The 16924-nt window shown below is 51.6% G+C and carries 18 protein-coding genes; 3 read left to right on the top strand and 15 right to left on the bottom strand.

Features of this window, described 5'->3' with window-relative positions:
- Positions 1–47: 47 nt before the first annotated feature.
- The gene (locus TH19_RS20560; protein ID WP_114104230.1) at positions 48–914 is read right to left on the bottom strand and encodes a DUF502 domain-containing protein; all 867 of its coding nucleotides are present in this window, start codon (positions 912–914) and stop codon (positions 48–50) included.
- 169 nt (positions 915–1083) lie between these two features.
- Between TH19_RS20560 and TH19_RS20555 the strand changes: the two genes are divergently transcribed.
- Positions 1084–1362: a hypothetical protein gene (locus tag TH19_RS20555; protein ID WP_258548062.1), complete on the top strand. Its 279-nt coding sequence runs from the start codon at positions 1084–1086 to the stop codon at positions 1360–1362.
- 14 nt (positions 1363–1376) lie between these two features.
- Complete coding sequence (locus TH19_RS20550; protein WP_114104239.1) at positions 1377–1829, top strand: NUDIX hydrolase; 453 nt, start codon at positions 1377–1379, stop codon at positions 1827–1829.
- Positions 1830–1921: 92 nt separating this feature from the next.
- On the opposite strand, the gene rpoH is transcribed toward TH19_RS20550, so the two are convergent.
- Complete coding sequence (gene rpoH, locus TH19_RS20545) at positions 1922–2791, bottom strand: RNA polymerase sigma factor RpoH (RefSeq protein ID WP_114104229.1); 870 nt, start codon at positions 2789–2791, stop codon at positions 1922–1924.
- A gap of 629 nt (positions 2792–3420) precedes the next feature.
- Between rpoH and TH19_RS20540 the strand changes: the two genes are divergently transcribed.
- Entirely contained in the window at positions 3421–3945 is a 525-nt protein-coding gene (locus tag TH19_RS20540) for a YchJ family protein (RefSeq protein ID WP_114104238.1), read from the top strand.
- A 1-nt stretch (position 3946) separates the two neighbouring features.
- Here the strand turns inward: TH19_RS20540 and TH19_RS20535 are convergent, their stop codons facing one another.
- The 13 genes from TH19_RS20535 to TH19_RS20475 form a co-directional block, all read right to left on the bottom strand.
- Complete coding sequence (locus tag TH19_RS20535; RefSeq protein WP_114104228.1) at positions 3947–4375, bottom strand: NUDIX hydrolase; 429 nt, start codon at positions 4373–4375, stop codon at positions 3947–3949.
- Between the two features lie 56 nt (positions 4376–4431).
- Positions 4432–5313: a hypothetical protein gene (locus TH19_RS20530; protein ID WP_147250802.1), complete on the bottom strand. Its 882-nt coding sequence runs from the start codon at positions 5311–5313 to the stop codon at positions 4432–4434.
- A 124-nt stretch (positions 5314–5437) separates the two neighbouring features.
- Entirely contained in the window at positions 5438–5968 is a 531-nt protein-coding gene (ssb, locus tag TH19_RS20525; RefSeq protein WP_114104226.1) for a single-stranded DNA-binding protein, read from the bottom strand.
- 61 nt (positions 5969–6029) lie between these two features.
- On the bottom strand, positions 6030–6515 hold the full coding sequence (locus TH19_RS20520; protein WP_181846502.1) for a GAF domain-containing protein: 486 nt from the start codon (positions 6513–6515) through the stop codon (positions 6030–6032).
- Between the two features lie 127 nt (positions 6516–6642).
- Entirely contained in the window at positions 6643–7713 is a 1071-nt protein-coding gene (locus tag TH19_RS20515; RefSeq protein WP_114104225.1) for a sn-glycerol-3-phosphate import ATP-binding protein UgpC, read from the bottom strand.
- A gap of 58 nt (positions 7714–7771) precedes the next feature.
- Positions 7772–8626 (bottom strand): sn-glycerol-3-phosphate ABC transporter permease UgpE, encoded by an 855-nt coding sequence (gene ugpE, locus TH19_RS20510; protein WP_114104224.1) that lies wholly within the window; start codon positions 8624–8626, stop codon positions 7772–7774.
- 9 nt (positions 8627–8635) lie between these two features.
- On the bottom strand, positions 8636–9514 hold the full coding sequence (locus TH19_RS20505) for an ABC transporter permease subunit (RefSeq protein WP_114104223.1): 879 nt from the start codon (positions 9512–9514) through the stop codon (positions 8636–8638).
- Positions 9515–9596: 82 nt separating this feature from the next.
- On the bottom strand, positions 9597–10895 hold the full coding sequence (locus TH19_RS20500) for an extracellular solute-binding protein (RefSeq protein WP_114104222.1): 1299 nt from the start codon (positions 10893–10895) through the stop codon (positions 9597–9599).
- A 603-nt stretch (positions 10896–11498) separates the two neighbouring features.
- The gene (locus TH19_RS20495; protein WP_114104221.1) at positions 11499–12620 is read right to left on the bottom strand and encodes an ABC transporter ATP-binding protein; all 1122 of its coding nucleotides are present in this window, start codon (positions 12618–12620) and stop codon (positions 11499–11501) included.
- Positions 12621–12647: 27 nt separating this feature from the next.
- Positions 12648–13496 carry a carbohydrate ABC transporter permease gene (locus tag TH19_RS20490; protein WP_258548061.1) on the bottom strand — a complete coding sequence of 283 codons (849 nt, stop codon included), beginning with the start codon at positions 13494–13496 and terminating at the stop codon, positions 12648–12650.
- A 12-nt stretch (positions 13497–13508) separates the two neighbouring features.
- On the bottom strand, positions 13509–14447 hold the full coding sequence (locus TH19_RS20485) for a carbohydrate ABC transporter permease (protein ID WP_114104219.1): 939 nt from the start codon (positions 14445–14447) through the stop codon (positions 13509–13511).
- Positions 14448–14624: 177 nt separating this feature from the next.
- Complete coding sequence (locus TH19_RS20480) at positions 14625–15887, bottom strand: ABC transporter substrate-binding protein (RefSeq protein ID WP_114104218.1); 1263 nt, start codon at positions 15885–15887, stop codon at positions 14625–14627.
- 46 nt (positions 15888–15933) lie between these two features.
- Positions 15934–16821 (bottom strand): N-acetylmuramic acid 6-phosphate etherase, encoded by an 888-nt coding sequence (locus TH19_RS20475; RefSeq protein WP_114104217.1) that lies wholly within the window; start codon positions 16819–16821, stop codon positions 15934–15936.
- Positions 16822–16924 lie beyond the last annotated feature (103 nt).

Below are 16924 nucleotides of genomic sequence, written 5' to 3'. Positions count from 1 at the left end.
AAACCGTCAACCTATTTTAGGACGGCACATTGATGATGGTGTTTAACCTACGCGTCCTCGCGGGTTTTACCGTCCTTGGCAGAGGCATCATCCTCCGGATCGATCCGGGCGGGAATATCGCGGGACACCAGAATGGGCACATTTTCCTTTTCGCGCAGAACGTCGACATTTTCATAGGTCTTGGCGGCGACCTTGGGATGTTTTTGTTCTTCGACCGGTCGACGGTCCGGCGGGGTAACAATCCCGCCAGACATCACCATTTTGATAGCTTCTTCGACGGTCATATCAAGAATGACAATGTCCCGGCGAGGAACAAACAGCAAAAAGCCAGATGTCGGGTTCGGCGTTGTCGGCAGGAAGATGTTGATCACGGTATCTTCGGTTAGATTTTGAACCTCGCCCTTGGTTTCACCAGTGATGAAGCCAATCGCCCACATGCCGCGACGCGGATATTCAAGCAATACTGCCTGACGGAATGCATTGGACTGGTTGGCAAGGACGGTTTCAAGGATCTGTTTGACCGCGCTATAGATGCTGCGGACTGCCGGAATGCGGCCCAGAATACGCTCATAAAGCTTGATCAGGGCTCGGCCAGCAAAGTTTGTAGTGAACCAGCCGACAAGTGTGATGAAAACAAGGATCACCAGCAAACCGAACCCGGGAATACCGTAATCCTGATATCCGACCGGAAGATAGGTTTCCGGATTGTAATGTGCCGGGATCAGCGGAATGACCTTGCTATCGACGAACTCGATAAACCACCAGGCAAGTCCGAATGTGATGGCAAGCGGCGCGCTGACGAGAACACCGGTCAGGAAATAGGCCCGCATACGGGCAAATACACCCGGGCTGGGGAGTGCATGACCGGAACCCTGATTTTCCGGCTCATTTGTGTCGTCGCGCTTGGCGTTCATTGATCACCTGTGCTGAAGTGTCGCATTCAAAAGCCATTTCGCAAGAATAGCCTTTGGCATTTGGTATTTGTAAGTAACAATATGGCAATGCTGCGACATTGGATCGGGTTTACCCGTTTCCTGAAGTGATAGCAGTATTCAAGTTTGCGGCGCAACCAACAAACCGCATATGCGCAAACAGAACGGTTATGGAGACGTTTTGCAGGTCTGGATAGTCGAATATATTTACGACAGTGATGGCTCGGTCGGGATTAAAACGGCCAAAGTACGGGCGCCGGATTATGAAACGGCGCGCCAATTTGCCATTGGCGATGCCCCTGCCCGTGATTTTGTAATGTCGTTGCACCCGGAATCCGAAGACCAGTTTCTTGGCACTCCCGGTATTCGTGCCCGCGAAATGACCGGTCAAACAGTTTACGAAGTCCCTGATCCGGACGATGGACGATGATTTGGAAGATGATGATGACGAATTCTGAAAATGATGAACGCACATTTTTGCCGCGCCCCCTTATCGGGGTTGGGGCCGTGGTTTGGCATCAGGATCATGTTCTTCTGATCCAGCGTGGCAAGGAGCCAAATGCCGGCAGCTGGAGCATCCCTGGCGGTGCGCAGGAACTTGGTGAAACCGTTCGCGAGGCCGTCTGCCGTGAAGTGATGGAAGAAACCGGCGTCAAGATTTCCAATCCGATCCTGGTCGATACGGTTGATCTGATTTCACGGACCGAAGAAGACAAAATCGAATACCACTACACATTGGTTGATTTTGTCGCCGTTGCCTTGAACCCCGATATCTGTCTGGGCGGTGACGCGGCGGATGCCAAATGGGTCAAGGTAAGCGAGGTTACCAACTATAACCTTTGGAACAAGACCATCGAGATCATTGCAAAGTCACGCGACATACTTGAAGGACGCTAGGCAGTTTTTCTTTCAGCTCCGGAAAGTTCAAACACAAAAAAGGCGGCAACCATGTGGTGCCGCCTTTTCTATCAGGGTAGCCTGATTTCACATCAAGCTGCTGCATGTTGCGTCAGAACACTTTCCTGCAACTTCTTGAAAGCACGGGATTCAAGCTGACGGACGCGCTCGCGGCTAACGCCAAAATGTTCGCCCAGTTTTTCAAGCGTGATCGGATCATCGCTCAGGAAGCGTGCCTTGATAATTTCCTGCTCACGTTCAGGAAGTTCATGAAGGGCATTCTTCAACATTTCATTATGCAGAACACGTTCCTCGGCGTCTGCAACAATGGCTTCCGGGCTTGGCGCATCGGACGACAGGGTATCAAGATATTCCATCCCCTCGTCTTTTGGCATCGGCGTGTTTAGCGAGAAATCACGTGCCGCAAGGCGACGGTTCATTTCAAGCGCTTCACGACCGGTTACGCCAAGCTTTTCGGCAACCTGATCTGCTTCCTCTGGCGAAAGTTCACCATTGTCATAGATATTCAGCTGACGTTTGGCTTTGCGCAGGCTGAAGAACAGCTTTTTCTGCGCTGCCATCGTGCCAAGCTTAACCATTGACCAGCTCTGCAGGATGTATTCGGTCACAGCCGCACGGATCCACCACATCGCATAGGTCGACAGACGGAAACCGCGTTCCGGGTCAAATTTCTGAACCGCACGCATCAGGCCGGTATTGCCTTCGGCCACCAGATCGGCCATTGGCAGGCCATAGCCGCGATACCCAAACGCGATCTTGGCGACAAGGCGCAAGTGGCTGGTAACAAGTTTGTGGGCGGCCTGAGTGTCATCATGGTCCTGATAACGGTGGGCCAGCATATATTCTTCGTCTGCAGTAAGCATCGGGAACTTCCAGACTTCACGCAGATAGCCTGAAAAACCGTCTTCGAGGGATACAGCAGGTACTTTAATGGCGCTCATTCTAATGTCCTCCTGAGAGGTTCACGCATCGACATCTGTATTGAATACGGAGTCCGTCATAGATCAGATGACGCGCGAACACTGTCGGTTGTGAATTTATTCACGTGGACGACCGGAATGTTATTGGAGATGTTTAAGGTCCGGTCGCATTTTCGTTCCATAGTTCCCTATGGAAGAGGACAGCAGACGCTAATAAGAAGTTCGTTCATGGTGTCTCATCCTTACTTGAAGCAAATCGACAATTTACAAGTCCGCCAATAGGCCGGACATTTATCCGGCGGTGCCTTTGGGCCCCCACCCGCAATTCTTAATATATCCAAACCCGACCAAATCAGTCAAGAACTTCTGACCAGTGTTTCAGTTATATTAATCATCCAATATCAGCCGCCTAGACACAATAACCGACAAACGCTGTCGGATTACCAGAAGGCCAATAAATTCACGGTAAAATCGATATGAGGCGAAACAAAGGCAAGTTGCGCAAAATCGATAATACGGATGACTTATGGTCGAATACACCCGATGAGGGTGACCAAAAGGTAACCGCCCAGTTAGCCGTTCTGGTGCAGGTGATGATGTTGCTATAGTAATGTCGATCTTCTGCAATTCATCGAAACATCAGGATGCGCATGTCAGGCTTTTCACCCACTGCACCCTGCCCGTGCGGCAGCAACCAGACTTATGGCAATTGTTGCGGGATGTATCATGCGGGCCTGCGTGATGCGGAAACAGCCGAGAAACTGATGCGGTCGCGTTATTGCGCGTTCTATCTTCGGGATGGTGCATATCTGACCAGAACACTTGCAGAAGAAAAACGGCCGGGTTTTGATGGTAATACCGTCGCACAGGGCACAACCCAATGGTCCGGGCTTGAAATCGTTGATCGGGTTGCGGGCGGTGTTCTGGATCAAACCGGCATTGTTGAATTCATTGCAAGCTTTGTCGAGCAAGGCCAAACCGGCCAGCTTCATGAGCGCTCCAATTTCGAGCGTCGAGGCGGAAAGTGGGTTTATGTTGATGGCATTTTCCCGGAAGCGGCATCACATCACGAAATAGCAGAACGACCATTCGTTCACGGGGCGACCACCAAGGCGGGGCGTAATGATCCCTGCCCGTGCGGATCGGGCAAGAAATTCAAGAAGTGTTGCGGCTAGATCAGCGGATAAATTCAAGCGCCCATTGGTGAAACTGCCGAATCAGGCTTGAATGGGCTTCGTCATAGGAAAGCCAGATCAATTCATGATCGTCTTCCAACGGTGGGCCAAGCTTTTCGGTCAATTCACATTCAAAGAACGTCCCGCGTTTCAGGCGATAGCGTCCTTTGGCGACGTTGTTGACATATTGTGACGCAAATCCAAGGCGTGACAGAATACGGATGCGATATCCGGATTCCTCATAGGCTTCGCGACAAAGCGCTTCCTGCTCGCTTTCACCGGGCTCTACGCCGCCGCCCAAAAGGACAATACCCTTTGGGGTTCGGGCAACCGCCACTTTTCCCTCGCCGTTTCGAATAACAGCATAAGAGCAATCCTGAACGCTATAGCTTTGCCCCATACGCGGGGTTCCAAAAACAGGTCCAACCAACTTGGATATACCAGCCTTCCAACAGTGAATGCCGTTTCCCTATAACAAGAATATTTCTAATTATTTTGTAAGGCGATAACACGATCAAGCATGGCTTGGCAACGCGTCGCATCGAACCGCAACTGACTTTGTCGGGCGGCTTCGAAATGCTGTCTTAATGTTACGTCATCAACCGGGTTTTCAAGGGCTCCGAAACGGTCGACAAGCTTGGTCAAATAGGATTCCGGCAGGCAATCTTCACGACGCTTGCTTTTGAACAGAAAACGTTCGGCCAATGCAAAATCGAACTGCAAATTCCGATAAAGGATTGTCTGATAGTTGGAATGCAGCTCGACCTTTCCGGTGGTGGTAATCAGAAACATCGGAAACATCACGGCAAGGTCCGGCAAAACCCGGTTTGGAAAAACCTGTCCTTTCCAGTATTTTTCAGCAATATCGGCATAACCGTCAAAATCGGAAATCGGAAACATGCGTGCCTTGGAAACTGGCAGGATTTCGACCTTCGGCTTGGTGATCACCACAGTGTCATTGGAAACATCGACATACAGACTGCCGAACTGAAACGCGTTCTGAAAATACTGATTACGAAGGTTTCCCCAGATCCGCTTGGCCAAACCACCATTTGCTACAAAATCACGTAATGCCATAAGCCCGGGAGTGCTTGCCGATGGCAATTCCCTTTGCAGGATTGCCATGACCCCGATGGTAATTTCCTGACAGAACCCTTCGGGATATGTCTTGCTGCCCTTTGTTGCCATGCGATTGGTTGACTGATCAAATTCAGCGCGCAATCGAAGCATATCGGTTTCGAGTTCCTTTACCTTGGGAAGCAGGAACTTTTTTGTCAGTTTTACCTGCTTGAAGTTCGGCGCAATTATTTGTTCACGTTCAGCCCGTTCCGTTATGACGTCCAGGGTAAGCGTCTCAGTCGATGTCATTGTGTTTGCTGCATCATTGAACTTGGGGACCGAACGTGCCGCCCGGATGCGGCACAATGTAAAACACCCCAAAACATGCACTGCCTTGGGGTGTTTGAAAAGCGCTGTCAGAAAAAGTCAGGTTTTAGAACGGAATTTCATCATCGAGGTCCGGTGCGCCGGACGGTGCAGAACCGCCACCAGACGAACCACCATTGCCCCAACCGGCATCCGAGCCGCCGCCGTAACCACCATCGGAGCCGCCATAGCCGCCGCCAGATGATGCGCCGCCGCCCATGCCACCACCCATGCCGCCGCCTTCGCCGCGGTTATCAAGCATGGTCAGGTTGGAGTTGAAGCCCTCGAGAACAACTTCGGTGGTGTAGTTGTCTTTGCCGTCCTGTCCCTGCCATTTGCGGGTACGGAGCTGACCTTCGATGTAAAGTTTGCTGCCTTTCTTCACAAAGCGCTCAACCACATCGGCAAGGCCTTCGTTGAAAACAACGATACGGTGCCATTCAGTGCGCTCGCGGCGTTCACCAGACTGACGGTCGCGCCACTGTTCGGAGGTCGCAATGCTGAAATTGGCGATTTTCTTGCCGGCCTGGGTGAACCGGATTTCAGGATCGCGCCCGAGGTTTCCGACGAGAATGACTTTATTGACACTACCAGCCATGGGTTATCTTCCAAGTTTGTGTTGTCCGCTGCCCCGAATGATCAGGGCTTGTGAATTATCATTACGCAAAAATGCGCTGCATTAAAGTTTCAAGTGAAACGCGATCTGTTTCATCAAACGAGCCATATTCGACACTATCGACGTCCAGCACCGCAATCAACTGTCCATCACCATTGATGACCGGCACCACGATTTCGGAGTTCGATCTGCTGTCGCATGCAATGTGACCCGGAAAGGCGTGTACATCTTCAACCAACTGGGTTTCGCGTGTTGCGGCGGCCGTGCCGCAAACACCGCGCCCGAACGGAATACGCAGACAGCCAAGTGTGCCCTGATATGGGCCAACGATCAGCTCGTTTTCTTTTTGTGGATCAACCACATAGAAGCCGGTCCAGAAGTAATAATCGAACTTCTGCGACAAAATGCAGGACACTGTCGCCATCAATGCTGTGACGTTTGTTTCCCCTTCGGTGATGCTGATCAGTTCTTTTTCAGCTTCGTCATACAGGGATTTTTTAAGGTCTGGCTGCACAGTGTCCTCCATCATCTTTGCTGATACGAACTACCCCGTTCAGACCATCCGAGACAAGGGTAAAGTGCCCGATTCCCGAAACAAAAAATACCCCCGGCGAGTTTCCCCGCCGGAGGTTTGAAATTTTGTCGATATTTGGCAATCAGATGCGTTTGCCGGTCTCAACATCAAACAGATGGATCTTGTCTGCCGGGATCGTCAGGCTCAGTTTTTCGCCTTTGACAAACTGCTGTGTCCCCTGAAGGCGCAAGGTCACGTTGTTCGCATCGGTCCCGAAATCAAGATAGACCAGCGTTTCGGCACCAAGGGACTCAACCATGCGAACAGCGGCATTAATCTGCCCCTGCCCGTCGGCTGCGATGCTGAGATGTTCGGGACGAATACCAACCGTCACAGTTTGGTCCGCACTGACATCATGATCAAGATCCAGCCTAACGCCTTCACCAATTGTGACGTGCTTGCAGTCACCTGAAATCTTACCCGCCAGGAAGTTCATGGCGGGCGATCCGATGAAGCCGGCAACAAACTTGGTTGCCGGTTTTTCATAGATATCAATCGGGGTGCCAATCTGTTCGGCAACGCCGCCATTCATGACGATCAGGCGGTCGGCCAGGGTCATGGCTTCGACTTGGTCGTGGGTGACATAAACAGACGTTACACCAAGGCGCTGCTGCAAATTCTTGATTTCAAGGCGCATATCAACGCGCAGTTTGGCATCAAGGTTTGAGAGCGGTTCGTCAAAAAGGAATACTTTTGGCTGGCGAACAATCGCACGACCCATTGCGACACGCTGACGCTGGCCGCCTGACAATTGACGTGGTTTGCGCTCAAGATGATCTTCAAGCTGAAGAATACGTGCTGCTTCACGGACTTTGCTGTCGATGTCGGCCTTGCTGTAACCGCGGTTCCGCAGGCCATAGGCCATATTGTCATAGTTATTCATATGCGGATAAAGCGCATAGTTCTGGAACACCATCGCGATATCGCGGTCCGCTGGTGCGACTTTGTTCACGACCTTGTCGTCGATGCTGATTTCGCCGTCCGAGATGCTTTCGAGGCCAGCGATCATGCGCAGCAAGGTCGACTTGCCACAGCCCGACGGCCCTACCAGAACAGTGAATTCACCATCCTGAATGGCAAGATCAATGCCGTGAATTGCCTTGTACCCGTTCGGGTACGTTTTTTCAGCCTGTTTAAGGGTAACTGTTGCCATTGTTGTATCCTGTGTACGGATCAGTTGTTTTGGTTCGTCAAAGTCCGGGAGACAGAGATTATTTCTCTGTCTCGACCAGTCCCTTGATGAACATGCGCTGGAAAATCACCACCACCAGAACCGGCGGAATGGTTGCCATGACTGTCAGGGCAAATGCTTTTGGGAATTGCGGGATTTGTCCGCCTTCATAAAGCGAGTTGTAAACCTGCTTGATGCCAATCACGATGGTGTAAAGCTGATCATCGGTGGTCATCAGAAGCGGCCACAGATACTGGTTCCAACCCACGACAAACATGATGATGAAGATCGCAGCGATCATCGTGACCGACAACGGCACCAGAATGTCGATAAAGAAGCGGATTGGCCCTGCCCCGTCCAGACGTGCGGCTTCAAGCAACTCATCAGGCACTGAACGGTAAAACTGCCGGAAGAAGAATGTGCCGGTGGCGGACGCAATCAGCGGCAGGATTAAGCCCGTATAGCTGTTAAGCAATCCAAGATTGGCCACAACTTCGTACGACGGGACGATGCGGACCTCAAGCGGCAGCAAAAGGGTCGAAAAAATGACCCAGAACAGCGGAACGGCCAGCTTGAACCGGAAATAGACGATGGCATAAGCCGCCATCATCGAGATGATGACTTTGCCAATCGCAAAGCCAAGGCCCAGCACCATGCTGTTAAACAGCATTTCAAGCGCAGTCACTCTGCCCTTTGTTGCAGACGGATCAAACAGGATCGCCCCGTAGTTTTCGATCATGTGTCCACCCGGCCAGAATTGCAGGCCGTTCTGGAAAATGAACTCGCGGGTATGGGTTGATGATGCAAATGCGATCCAGACCGGCATGATCATAAACAGCGAACCCAGGATCAGAATTGTATGGTTGGTAAATATCCGCCATTTCGACTGATACATTGTGGCCCCCTAGTAATGCACTTTGCGTTCGATGAAACGGAACTGGAACACGGTCAAAACACTGACCATGATCATCAACAAAACCGACTGGGCCGAACTGCCGCCAAGATCGGCACCGATGAAGCCATCGACATAAACCTTGTAAACAAGTGTTGCTGTTGCGCCGCCTGGCGATCCCTTGGTCGAAACGTCAATGATGCCAAACGTTTCAAAGAATGCGTATGTCAGGTTAATGACCAGCAGGAAGAAGGTCGTCGGTGCCAACAGCGGGAATGTGATCGTCCAGAAACGACGTTCAGCACTTTTGCAATCAAGTGTCGCAGCTTCCTGAACCGATTTAGGAATGCCCTGAAGGCCGGAAAGGAAGAAAATGAAGTTCACACTGACCTGTTTCCAGACGGCAATCAGGATGACGACAAAGGTTGCGTCATTGGCGTTCTGGATATGGTTGAATTCGAACCCGAAGCTGTTGAAAGCTTTGTAAAGGTCGCCCATCAACGGGTTGAACATCATGTTACCCAAAAGTCCGGCAACGGGTGGCGCGATCGCGTATCCCCACATCAACATCGTGCGATAGGATTTTGCTCCGCGGATGACTTCATCTGCACGCACCGCCAAAAACAGCGATAGCGTGATCGAAATCACCGCCACCAAAACCGAGAAAACGACCGTAAACACGGCCGACCGGGTCCAGGATGAGCTTGAAAGAACATCTTCAAAATTGCGGAACCAGACAAACTGCGAAGACATACCAAAGGCGTCTTCAAGCAGGAAGGACTGGTAGACCGCCTGGGCTGCTGGCCACAGGAAGAATATGGAAATAATCAAAATTTGGGGTGCAACAAAAAGATAGGGCACCGCGCTGTGTTCAAATTGTACGCGCTTCATCGCCTACGCCACCATTAATCACGTCTGAAAAAAGCAAAACAGGGCGACCAGCAAGGGCCGCCCTGGATTTGCGCAAAGCAGATTAGTTCGAATAGGTATCGTTGAAGCGCTTCAGAAGGCCGTTAGCTTCTTCTTCGATCGTGTTGAAAGCCGCATCAACGGTTTCTTCGCCGTTCATGATTTTGTCGACTTCACGATAGATAACTTCACGGATCTGAACGTAGAAACCAAGGCGGTAACCTTTGGTCCACTCGCCGCCTTCTTCAGACAGCTGCAGAATGCCGACTTCTGCATCCGGGCTTTCTTTGTAGTAGCCGTCTTTTTTCGCCAGCTCATAAGCAGCGTTGGTGATCGGAACATAACCGGTTTCTTTGTGCCAGTAATACTGGGTTTCCGGTTTGGTCAGGAACTGGAAGAATGCGGCAACGCCGGCATCCTGTTCTGCGCTGTGGCCAGAGAAGGCAAACAGCGAAGCACCACCGATGAAGGTCGATTTCGGTGCATCGCCAACACCTTTCCAGTACGGAAGGGTCGAAGTGCCAAAGTCAAACTGTGCGGATTTGCGAAGGCCACCGAAGGAACCGGACGAGCCAATCCACATTGCAACCTGCTGCTGAACGAACGCATCCTGGTTCGCACCCCATGCACGGCCGTAATAGCCATAGTAACCTGCGTCTTTCCAATCCTTGACGTGCTGCCAGTGATCTTTCAGAGCATCGTTGTTGTACAGAATTTTGACATCGGTGCTGTCATAACCGTTGTTGGCAGTTGCCATCTGAAGGTTGTGACGGGACATGAAGTTTTCGAAGAAGATCCACGGGCTGTGGGACTGGGCAAGCGCGGTGTAACCAGCTTCTTTGAGCTTCGGCGCTGCTGCTTCGAATTCTTCCCAGGTTTTCGGAACGTCGACACCTGCTTTGGCAAGGGCTTCTTTGTTGTAATACAGAAGCGGGGTCGAGCTGTTGAACGGCATGCCGATCATCTTGCCGTCAGAATCGGCATAGAAGTAACGAACACCCGGAATGTAATCGTTGATGTCAAATTTGACGTTGTTTTCTTCCAGGAGGTCCTGAACCGGTTTAACAGCGCCCTTGGCGTTGATGATGGTCGCAGCACCGGCATCAAAGATCTGGATGATGTTCGGCTGGTTCTTGGCACGGAAAGCCGCGATGCCAGCGGTCATGGTGTCTTCGTAACCGCCTTTGTTGACCGCCACGAGGTGGTATTCGGACTGGCTAGCGTTGAAGTCGGCAGTGATTTGATCAACTACACCGCCAAGCGCGCCGTCCATTGCGTGCCACCAGGTGATCTCGGTTGCTGCTTGTGCAGTGTTGCCAAGGGCAAACACGGCAGCAGCAGCCATAAGTGTCTTGCGAAACATGATCTGTTAGCTCCCAAATAAAAACTTTGCACGAAAAGCCGCCTGTTGTTCGACTTTCCGCAACACCTTCGTTTTCATCTGAGGGGGACGTTTCCTCAAGTGACAGTTTTCGGAAATTTACTTTTGATGTGCGAAAGTATCTTTCAGACCGTCTATTATTGATATTTGTAGTGCGTTCGACCCCGTCAAATGTTCGAATGAACATCTCATAAATTGATTGAGTATGAAAGCCTTTCGACCGCACGAATTGGAAAGCCGTCTGGCTTACGGTCTGCATACTGCAGAAACCCTAATGTTATTGCTGTAAATTGATGATTCTAAACGATGTTCAGAATTCCGGTTTTATCGAAATTTTTCCGAGCTTGAGATGATTAAACGAAGCGACATGCGTCATCTCGGACTTTCGTTTGCGAAATCAAAAAGTAACATCCTGCTCGCGACGGCTAATCAAATTCCGGAAGCAGATGCATCCCCCATATAATCAAGCCTGTTGACGGCAGGTCGACCGCAACGGTTGCCCGTAAACAAATGAGGTTCTGCTGAAAAAACAGCAGAACCTCATTATTCAAAGCTTATCTGTCATCGGCGGATAAGCTAATCCTGCTAGATATCATCAGCGCTGAACTCTGCCGGGCAATCGACCTTGGTAAAGGCCTTTCCTTCGCCGTTAAACAGATGCGCGGCGCCTGCCGGTGCAGACGCGGTAACTGTATCGCCCATTTTCACCCGGCTATGACCGGGCGCGCGGACAGTGACGCGATCGCCGTTCGCCAGATTGAGATACAGATAGGTTGAATCGCCAAGCTTTTCGACAACATCAACCACGCCACTGACGGTCAATTCACCCACGTCACCCAAGGCAAGGTGTTCCGGGCGGATGCCAAGTTCGACCTGCTGGCCGACAGCAGCTGAAGGCACATCAAACGGTAACACCGATTTAATTCCACCAGGAATGGCAACCGTTACTTTGCCCTCCTCGACCGCGTCGATAGTAACTTTGGTGAAGTTCATGGCGGGTGAGCCGATGAAGCCGGCAACAAAGCGGGTTTCCGGGTGATGATACAGCTGCATCGGGGAGCCGACCTGCTCGACATTGCCGCCATTCATTACAACAATCTTGTCAGCAAGCGTCATCGCTTCGACCTGATCGTGGGTGACATAAATGATGGTGGATTTCAGATCCTGATGCAGCTTGGCGATTTCGATACGCGTCTGAACACGCAATGCCGCATCAAGGTTTGAAAGTGGTTCGTCAAACAGGAAAACTTTCGGCTGGCGCACAATGGCGCGACCGATTGCCACGCGCTGGCGCTGACCACCGGAAAGCTCCGACGGGCGTCGGTCAAGCAACTGATCAAGCTGAAGGATGCGGGCTGCTTCCCGTACCCGGGCATCAATTGCTGCCTTGTCCTGTTTATCAAGCTTAAGCCCGAAGGCCATGTTCTTATAGACAGTCATATGCGGATAAAGCGCATAGGACTGGAATACCATGGCGATCCCACGATCACGCGGGCTTTTGGTATTTACCACCTCGCCGTCAATCATAAGGTCGCCGCCGGTGATTTCCTCAAGTCCGGCGATGATCCGCAGCAACGTCGATTTGCCGCAGCCAGACGGCCCGACAAACACCACGAACTCGCCATCCTTCACGTCGAGATCGATACCGTGCAACACATCCACAGCGCCATAGCTTTTGCGGATCTGGTCAAGTTTCAAGTCAGCCATTTATTCAAAGCTCCTATCAGCCAACAGTTACTTCACCGCGCCGGATGTCAGGCCGCGAATGAGTTGTCGGGAGAAAATCAGGTAAAGTACCAAAATGGGGATGATCGCAAGGCTCAGGGATGCCAGAACCGCATTCCAGTCCGTTACATACTGTCCGATGAATTGCTGCACGCCCAAGGTGATGGTCTGCTTACCATCGCCTGGTGCCAGGATCAGCGGGAACCAAAGATCATTCCAGATCGGGATCATGGTAAAGACGGCAACGGTTGCAACAGCCGGACGGATCAGCGGCAAGATAATCGCAAAGAAAATCTTGAACTCCCCGACCCCGTCACATCTTGCGGCTTCCTTCAAATCCTTGGGGATTTGATGCATGAACTCGGTCAGGATAAAGATCGCCAACGGTAATCCCTGCGCCACATAGACCATTACAAGCGCTGTCAGTGTGTTGATCAGTCCAAGGTCAACAATCAGGTTCAGGATCGATACCGAACCAAGGCGGATCGGAACCATAATGCCAATGGCAAGATAAAGGGCCAGTACAGTGTTGCCGGGGAATTTGTATTCCGACAGCGCCCATGCAGCCATTGCGGCAAGCAGCAGAACAATCACGATCGTAATGATCGTCACGCTGAAGCTGTTATAGAAAAACAGTTCGAAATCCGATTTCGCCAGAACCTTGGTGAAACCTTCAAGGCTGAACGTGTCCGCGTTTGGCAGGCCCATCGGGTCCTTGAAGATGCCCTTTCTGGTTTTGAAGGCATTGATCACAACCAGAAAAATCGGATACAGCGCCACCAGTGTATAGGTCAGAAGGATCGCATGCACGATTACGGCACGGCTGGCGTCTTCTCTGCGAATGTTGGAAAAACTCATCATCGCCCCCGATTACAGCTGATAGCGCGCCAGGCGGCGCTGAATGGCGAACAGATAGAAAAGAACGCCTGCCAGAATGATCAGGAACATCAGGGACGCAACCGTGGCGCCAAGATGCGGATTGCCAAGCTGCAACTGATAGCCAAAGAACGTGCGATAGAACAAGGTGCCCATGATGTCGGTCGAGAAATTCGGGCCCGCCAGCGCACCTTTGACTGCATATATCAGGTCGAAGGCATTGAAGTTGCCGACAAAAGTCAAAATAGAAACCATTGCAACAGTCGGCAGAACAAGTGGCAGCTTGATGTGAATGAACACTTCGAAATGGGATGCGCCATCAACAATCGCTGCATCAACCAGATCATCCGGGATCGCGAGCAAAGCCGCATAAATCAGCATTAAAGGAATACCAACCCACTGCCAAACCGAGATGAATGACAGCGTGATCAAAGCACTGCCTTCTTTACCAAGCCAAGGCCCAAACAGGGATTTCAATCCGATAATATCAAGCAGATCAGCACCAACACCCCAGACCGGGCTAAGGATCAGCTGCCAGATGAAGCCAACGATTACGACCGAAAGCATGGTCGGCATGATCATCATGGTGCGATAGGTGTTGCGGAACCGCAATTGCGGAAGACTCAGGATACCGGCCAGAGCAATACCGATCGGGTTCTGGATCAGCATATGAACGGCAAAGAACTTCATGTTGTTCCAAAAGCTGTTCCAGAAGGTTGACGACCAGTCCGGGTCTGCCAGAATTGTGCGATAATTGTCCAATCCGACAAAAGCAGCTTCACCGCCGCTTGGCGTGGCATAGAAACTCAGACGAATTGAATCAAGCAACGGATAGATCATAAACAGTGTGTAAATGATCGTTGCTGGAGCCAGAAAGGCAATCACAGGCAATTTAGCCTTGCGCCAATCGGTCATGGGGCCTGAATGCGCCATACCCTGTCCTGTTATCCAAGATTAAAAGGATTGAAGGCTTTGCTGTGCCTTCTTCATTAAAAGACCGCTCTATCTCGCCCGGCGGTCACGTTGGTGTCGCCCGGTTTTGGGGCACCTGCAAGGGCGATAATGGAAGGATGGCAGAAACCAAACGGCTCCGCCATCCTTTCAATATTTTTACTGGTGCGGAGCATACCACTTCGCAAGACCGGCTTCGGCAGCACCGGCTGCTTCTTCCGGGGTCAGCGTACCGTTGATGACCTGAGCGGAGAGGTTCCACAGGTCGTTTTCAAGGTTCGGCGTGCCACGCGAAAGGATCTGGTACGAGTTACGAATGGTAGACTCGCACTTCTGACGCCAGCTTACGAACTCGTTGGCAACCGGGTCGGTAACTTCGACCTTGTGGTTCGACAGCGAGAAGAAGCCCGGCAAAGCGTTGGAATAAAGTTCTGCGAATTCCGAACCCGTCATCCATTCCAGGAACAGTTTGGCTTCGGCGGCATTTTTGGAATCTGCATTCAGACCAAGTGCAATGTCGGTGTGGTCACTGATATAGCAGGTGTTGGCACCTGCCGCTGCGGGCGGCGGGAATGCACCAAATTCGAAATCAGCCTGGTTATTGAACAGTGAAATGTCCCAGGAGCCAGCCGGATATACAGCTGCACGACCAAGCGAGAACAGGTTCTGTGCATCCGGATAGGAAATGGCTTCATAGCCGTCCGGCAGATAGTTTTTCCAGCTTGCCAGTTCCTTGAAGGTGTCGACATAGGCCGCATCGGTGAATTTCGCGCTGCCATCGATCAACGCTTTACGGCCGGCTTCACCATCCCAATAGTTCGGGCCAATATTCTGGAAGCCCATGGTAGCTGCTTCCCACTGGTCCGCAGTGCCCATGGCCATTGGGATGTAGCTGCCTTCTTCCTTGATTTTATCAAGAGCAGCATAGAACTCTTCACGGGTCTTCGGAACTTCGACGCCAACTTCTTTGAAGGCTTCCTTGTTATAAATGAAGCCGTGAATAACCGATGCCATCGGCAAGCAGAAGGTCACTGCGCCGTCATCGGTCTGCCAAGCGGATTTGGCAACGTCTGAGAAGTTGTCCATGCCTTTGAGATCATCAAGAGCAGCAAGGTTGCCCTGTTTATACAGCTCAAGCGACGCATCAAACGGGCGGCAGGTAATAAGGTCACCGGCAGTACCGCCAGCCAGCTTGGCATTGACCGATGCGTTATATTCGGTCGGCGGGGTCGGTTTGAACGACACTTTGATGTCCGGGTGGGCTTTGTTGAAGGCCGGAATGATTTTTTCATTCCAGATATCAATATCATCGTTACGCCAGCTTTCGATGACGAGATCGCCAGCGGATGCCATCAACGGAACCAGGGCGACACTTGCCGCCAGGGCCCCTGCCAGGCCTTTTGCTAAGACTTTATTCGACATTTATGCCTCCTCTGATCAATGTCGGCGGACTGGCACCGTGTTGATGTCAGTTCCTGTACTCAAGTGCTGCCCGGAGATTTCCATTAGACAGCGCAAGAATTTCTTTTGCCCGGTCCGGTGCGTGGCCTTTGACCACAAGCACCGCCGAACGAATGTCAAAATCCGATTTTTCAAGTGCATCTTTGGCAATGTCATGATTGCACGACGCAATATGCGCCACGATGCGAATGGCCCGGTCATGCAGCTTGATGTTTTCTGCGCGCATGCCGACCATCAAATTGTCAAACAGCCGACCAAGCTTATTCATGACCAGGGTCGACAAAATGTTCAATGCCGCCTTTTGCGCGGTCCCGGCCCCCATTCGGGTCGAGCCTGCGACAACTTCGGGCGCGCTTTCAAGGTAGATGCCGCTATCGACAATCCCGAGGATATGACCATCGGGATTGTTGCAAATTCCGACCGTGAAAGCGCCGCGTTCACGCGCAAGTTCAAGCGCACGTACCGTATAGGGCGTCGAGCCACTGGCCGCGATTGCAATGATCGCATCATTTTCAGAGATATTGTGGGCGAAGATTTCGCGTGCCGCCAGTTCAATGTCGTCTTCTGCGCCGTTGAACTCATTGGGGGAGCTTTGTAAACCGCCAGCCAGCATGACAATGGTATGCTCTTCGGGCCAGCCGAATGTGCCGCCAAGCTCCTTGGCATCCTGCCAGGCAACAGTGCCAGATGTGCCAGCACCGACATAAACGAGACGCCCGCCGCCCCCCAGGCGACGCGCAATCCCGTTTGCGGCTGTAGCCAAATCCCCCAGGACTGGACCAACCGAAGCCACAGCGCGCATCTGGCCTTCCCACAAGGCCATAAGGAAATCGGCGTCGGACCATTGGTCCAACCCGGCAAATCGCGAATCAAATTCTTCTGTGCGTGATGCCATTTTTCCGTCTCCCTCTCCAAATTAAATACCATTGTGATACCAGCGGCGCAAGCCACTTCGTAAATAATTTCGCAATTGAAAGCAGCTACAGGTTATATTCACT

The sequence above is a fragment of the Thalassospira profundimaris genome (assembly GCF_003326675.1).
Taxonomy (GTDB): domain Bacteria; phylum Pseudomonadota; class Alphaproteobacteria; order Rhodospirillales; family Thalassospiraceae; genus Thalassospira; species Thalassospira aquimaris.
Note: the sequence above shows the minus strand (reverse complement) of the source record. Positions and strands in the feature narration are given on the sequence as shown.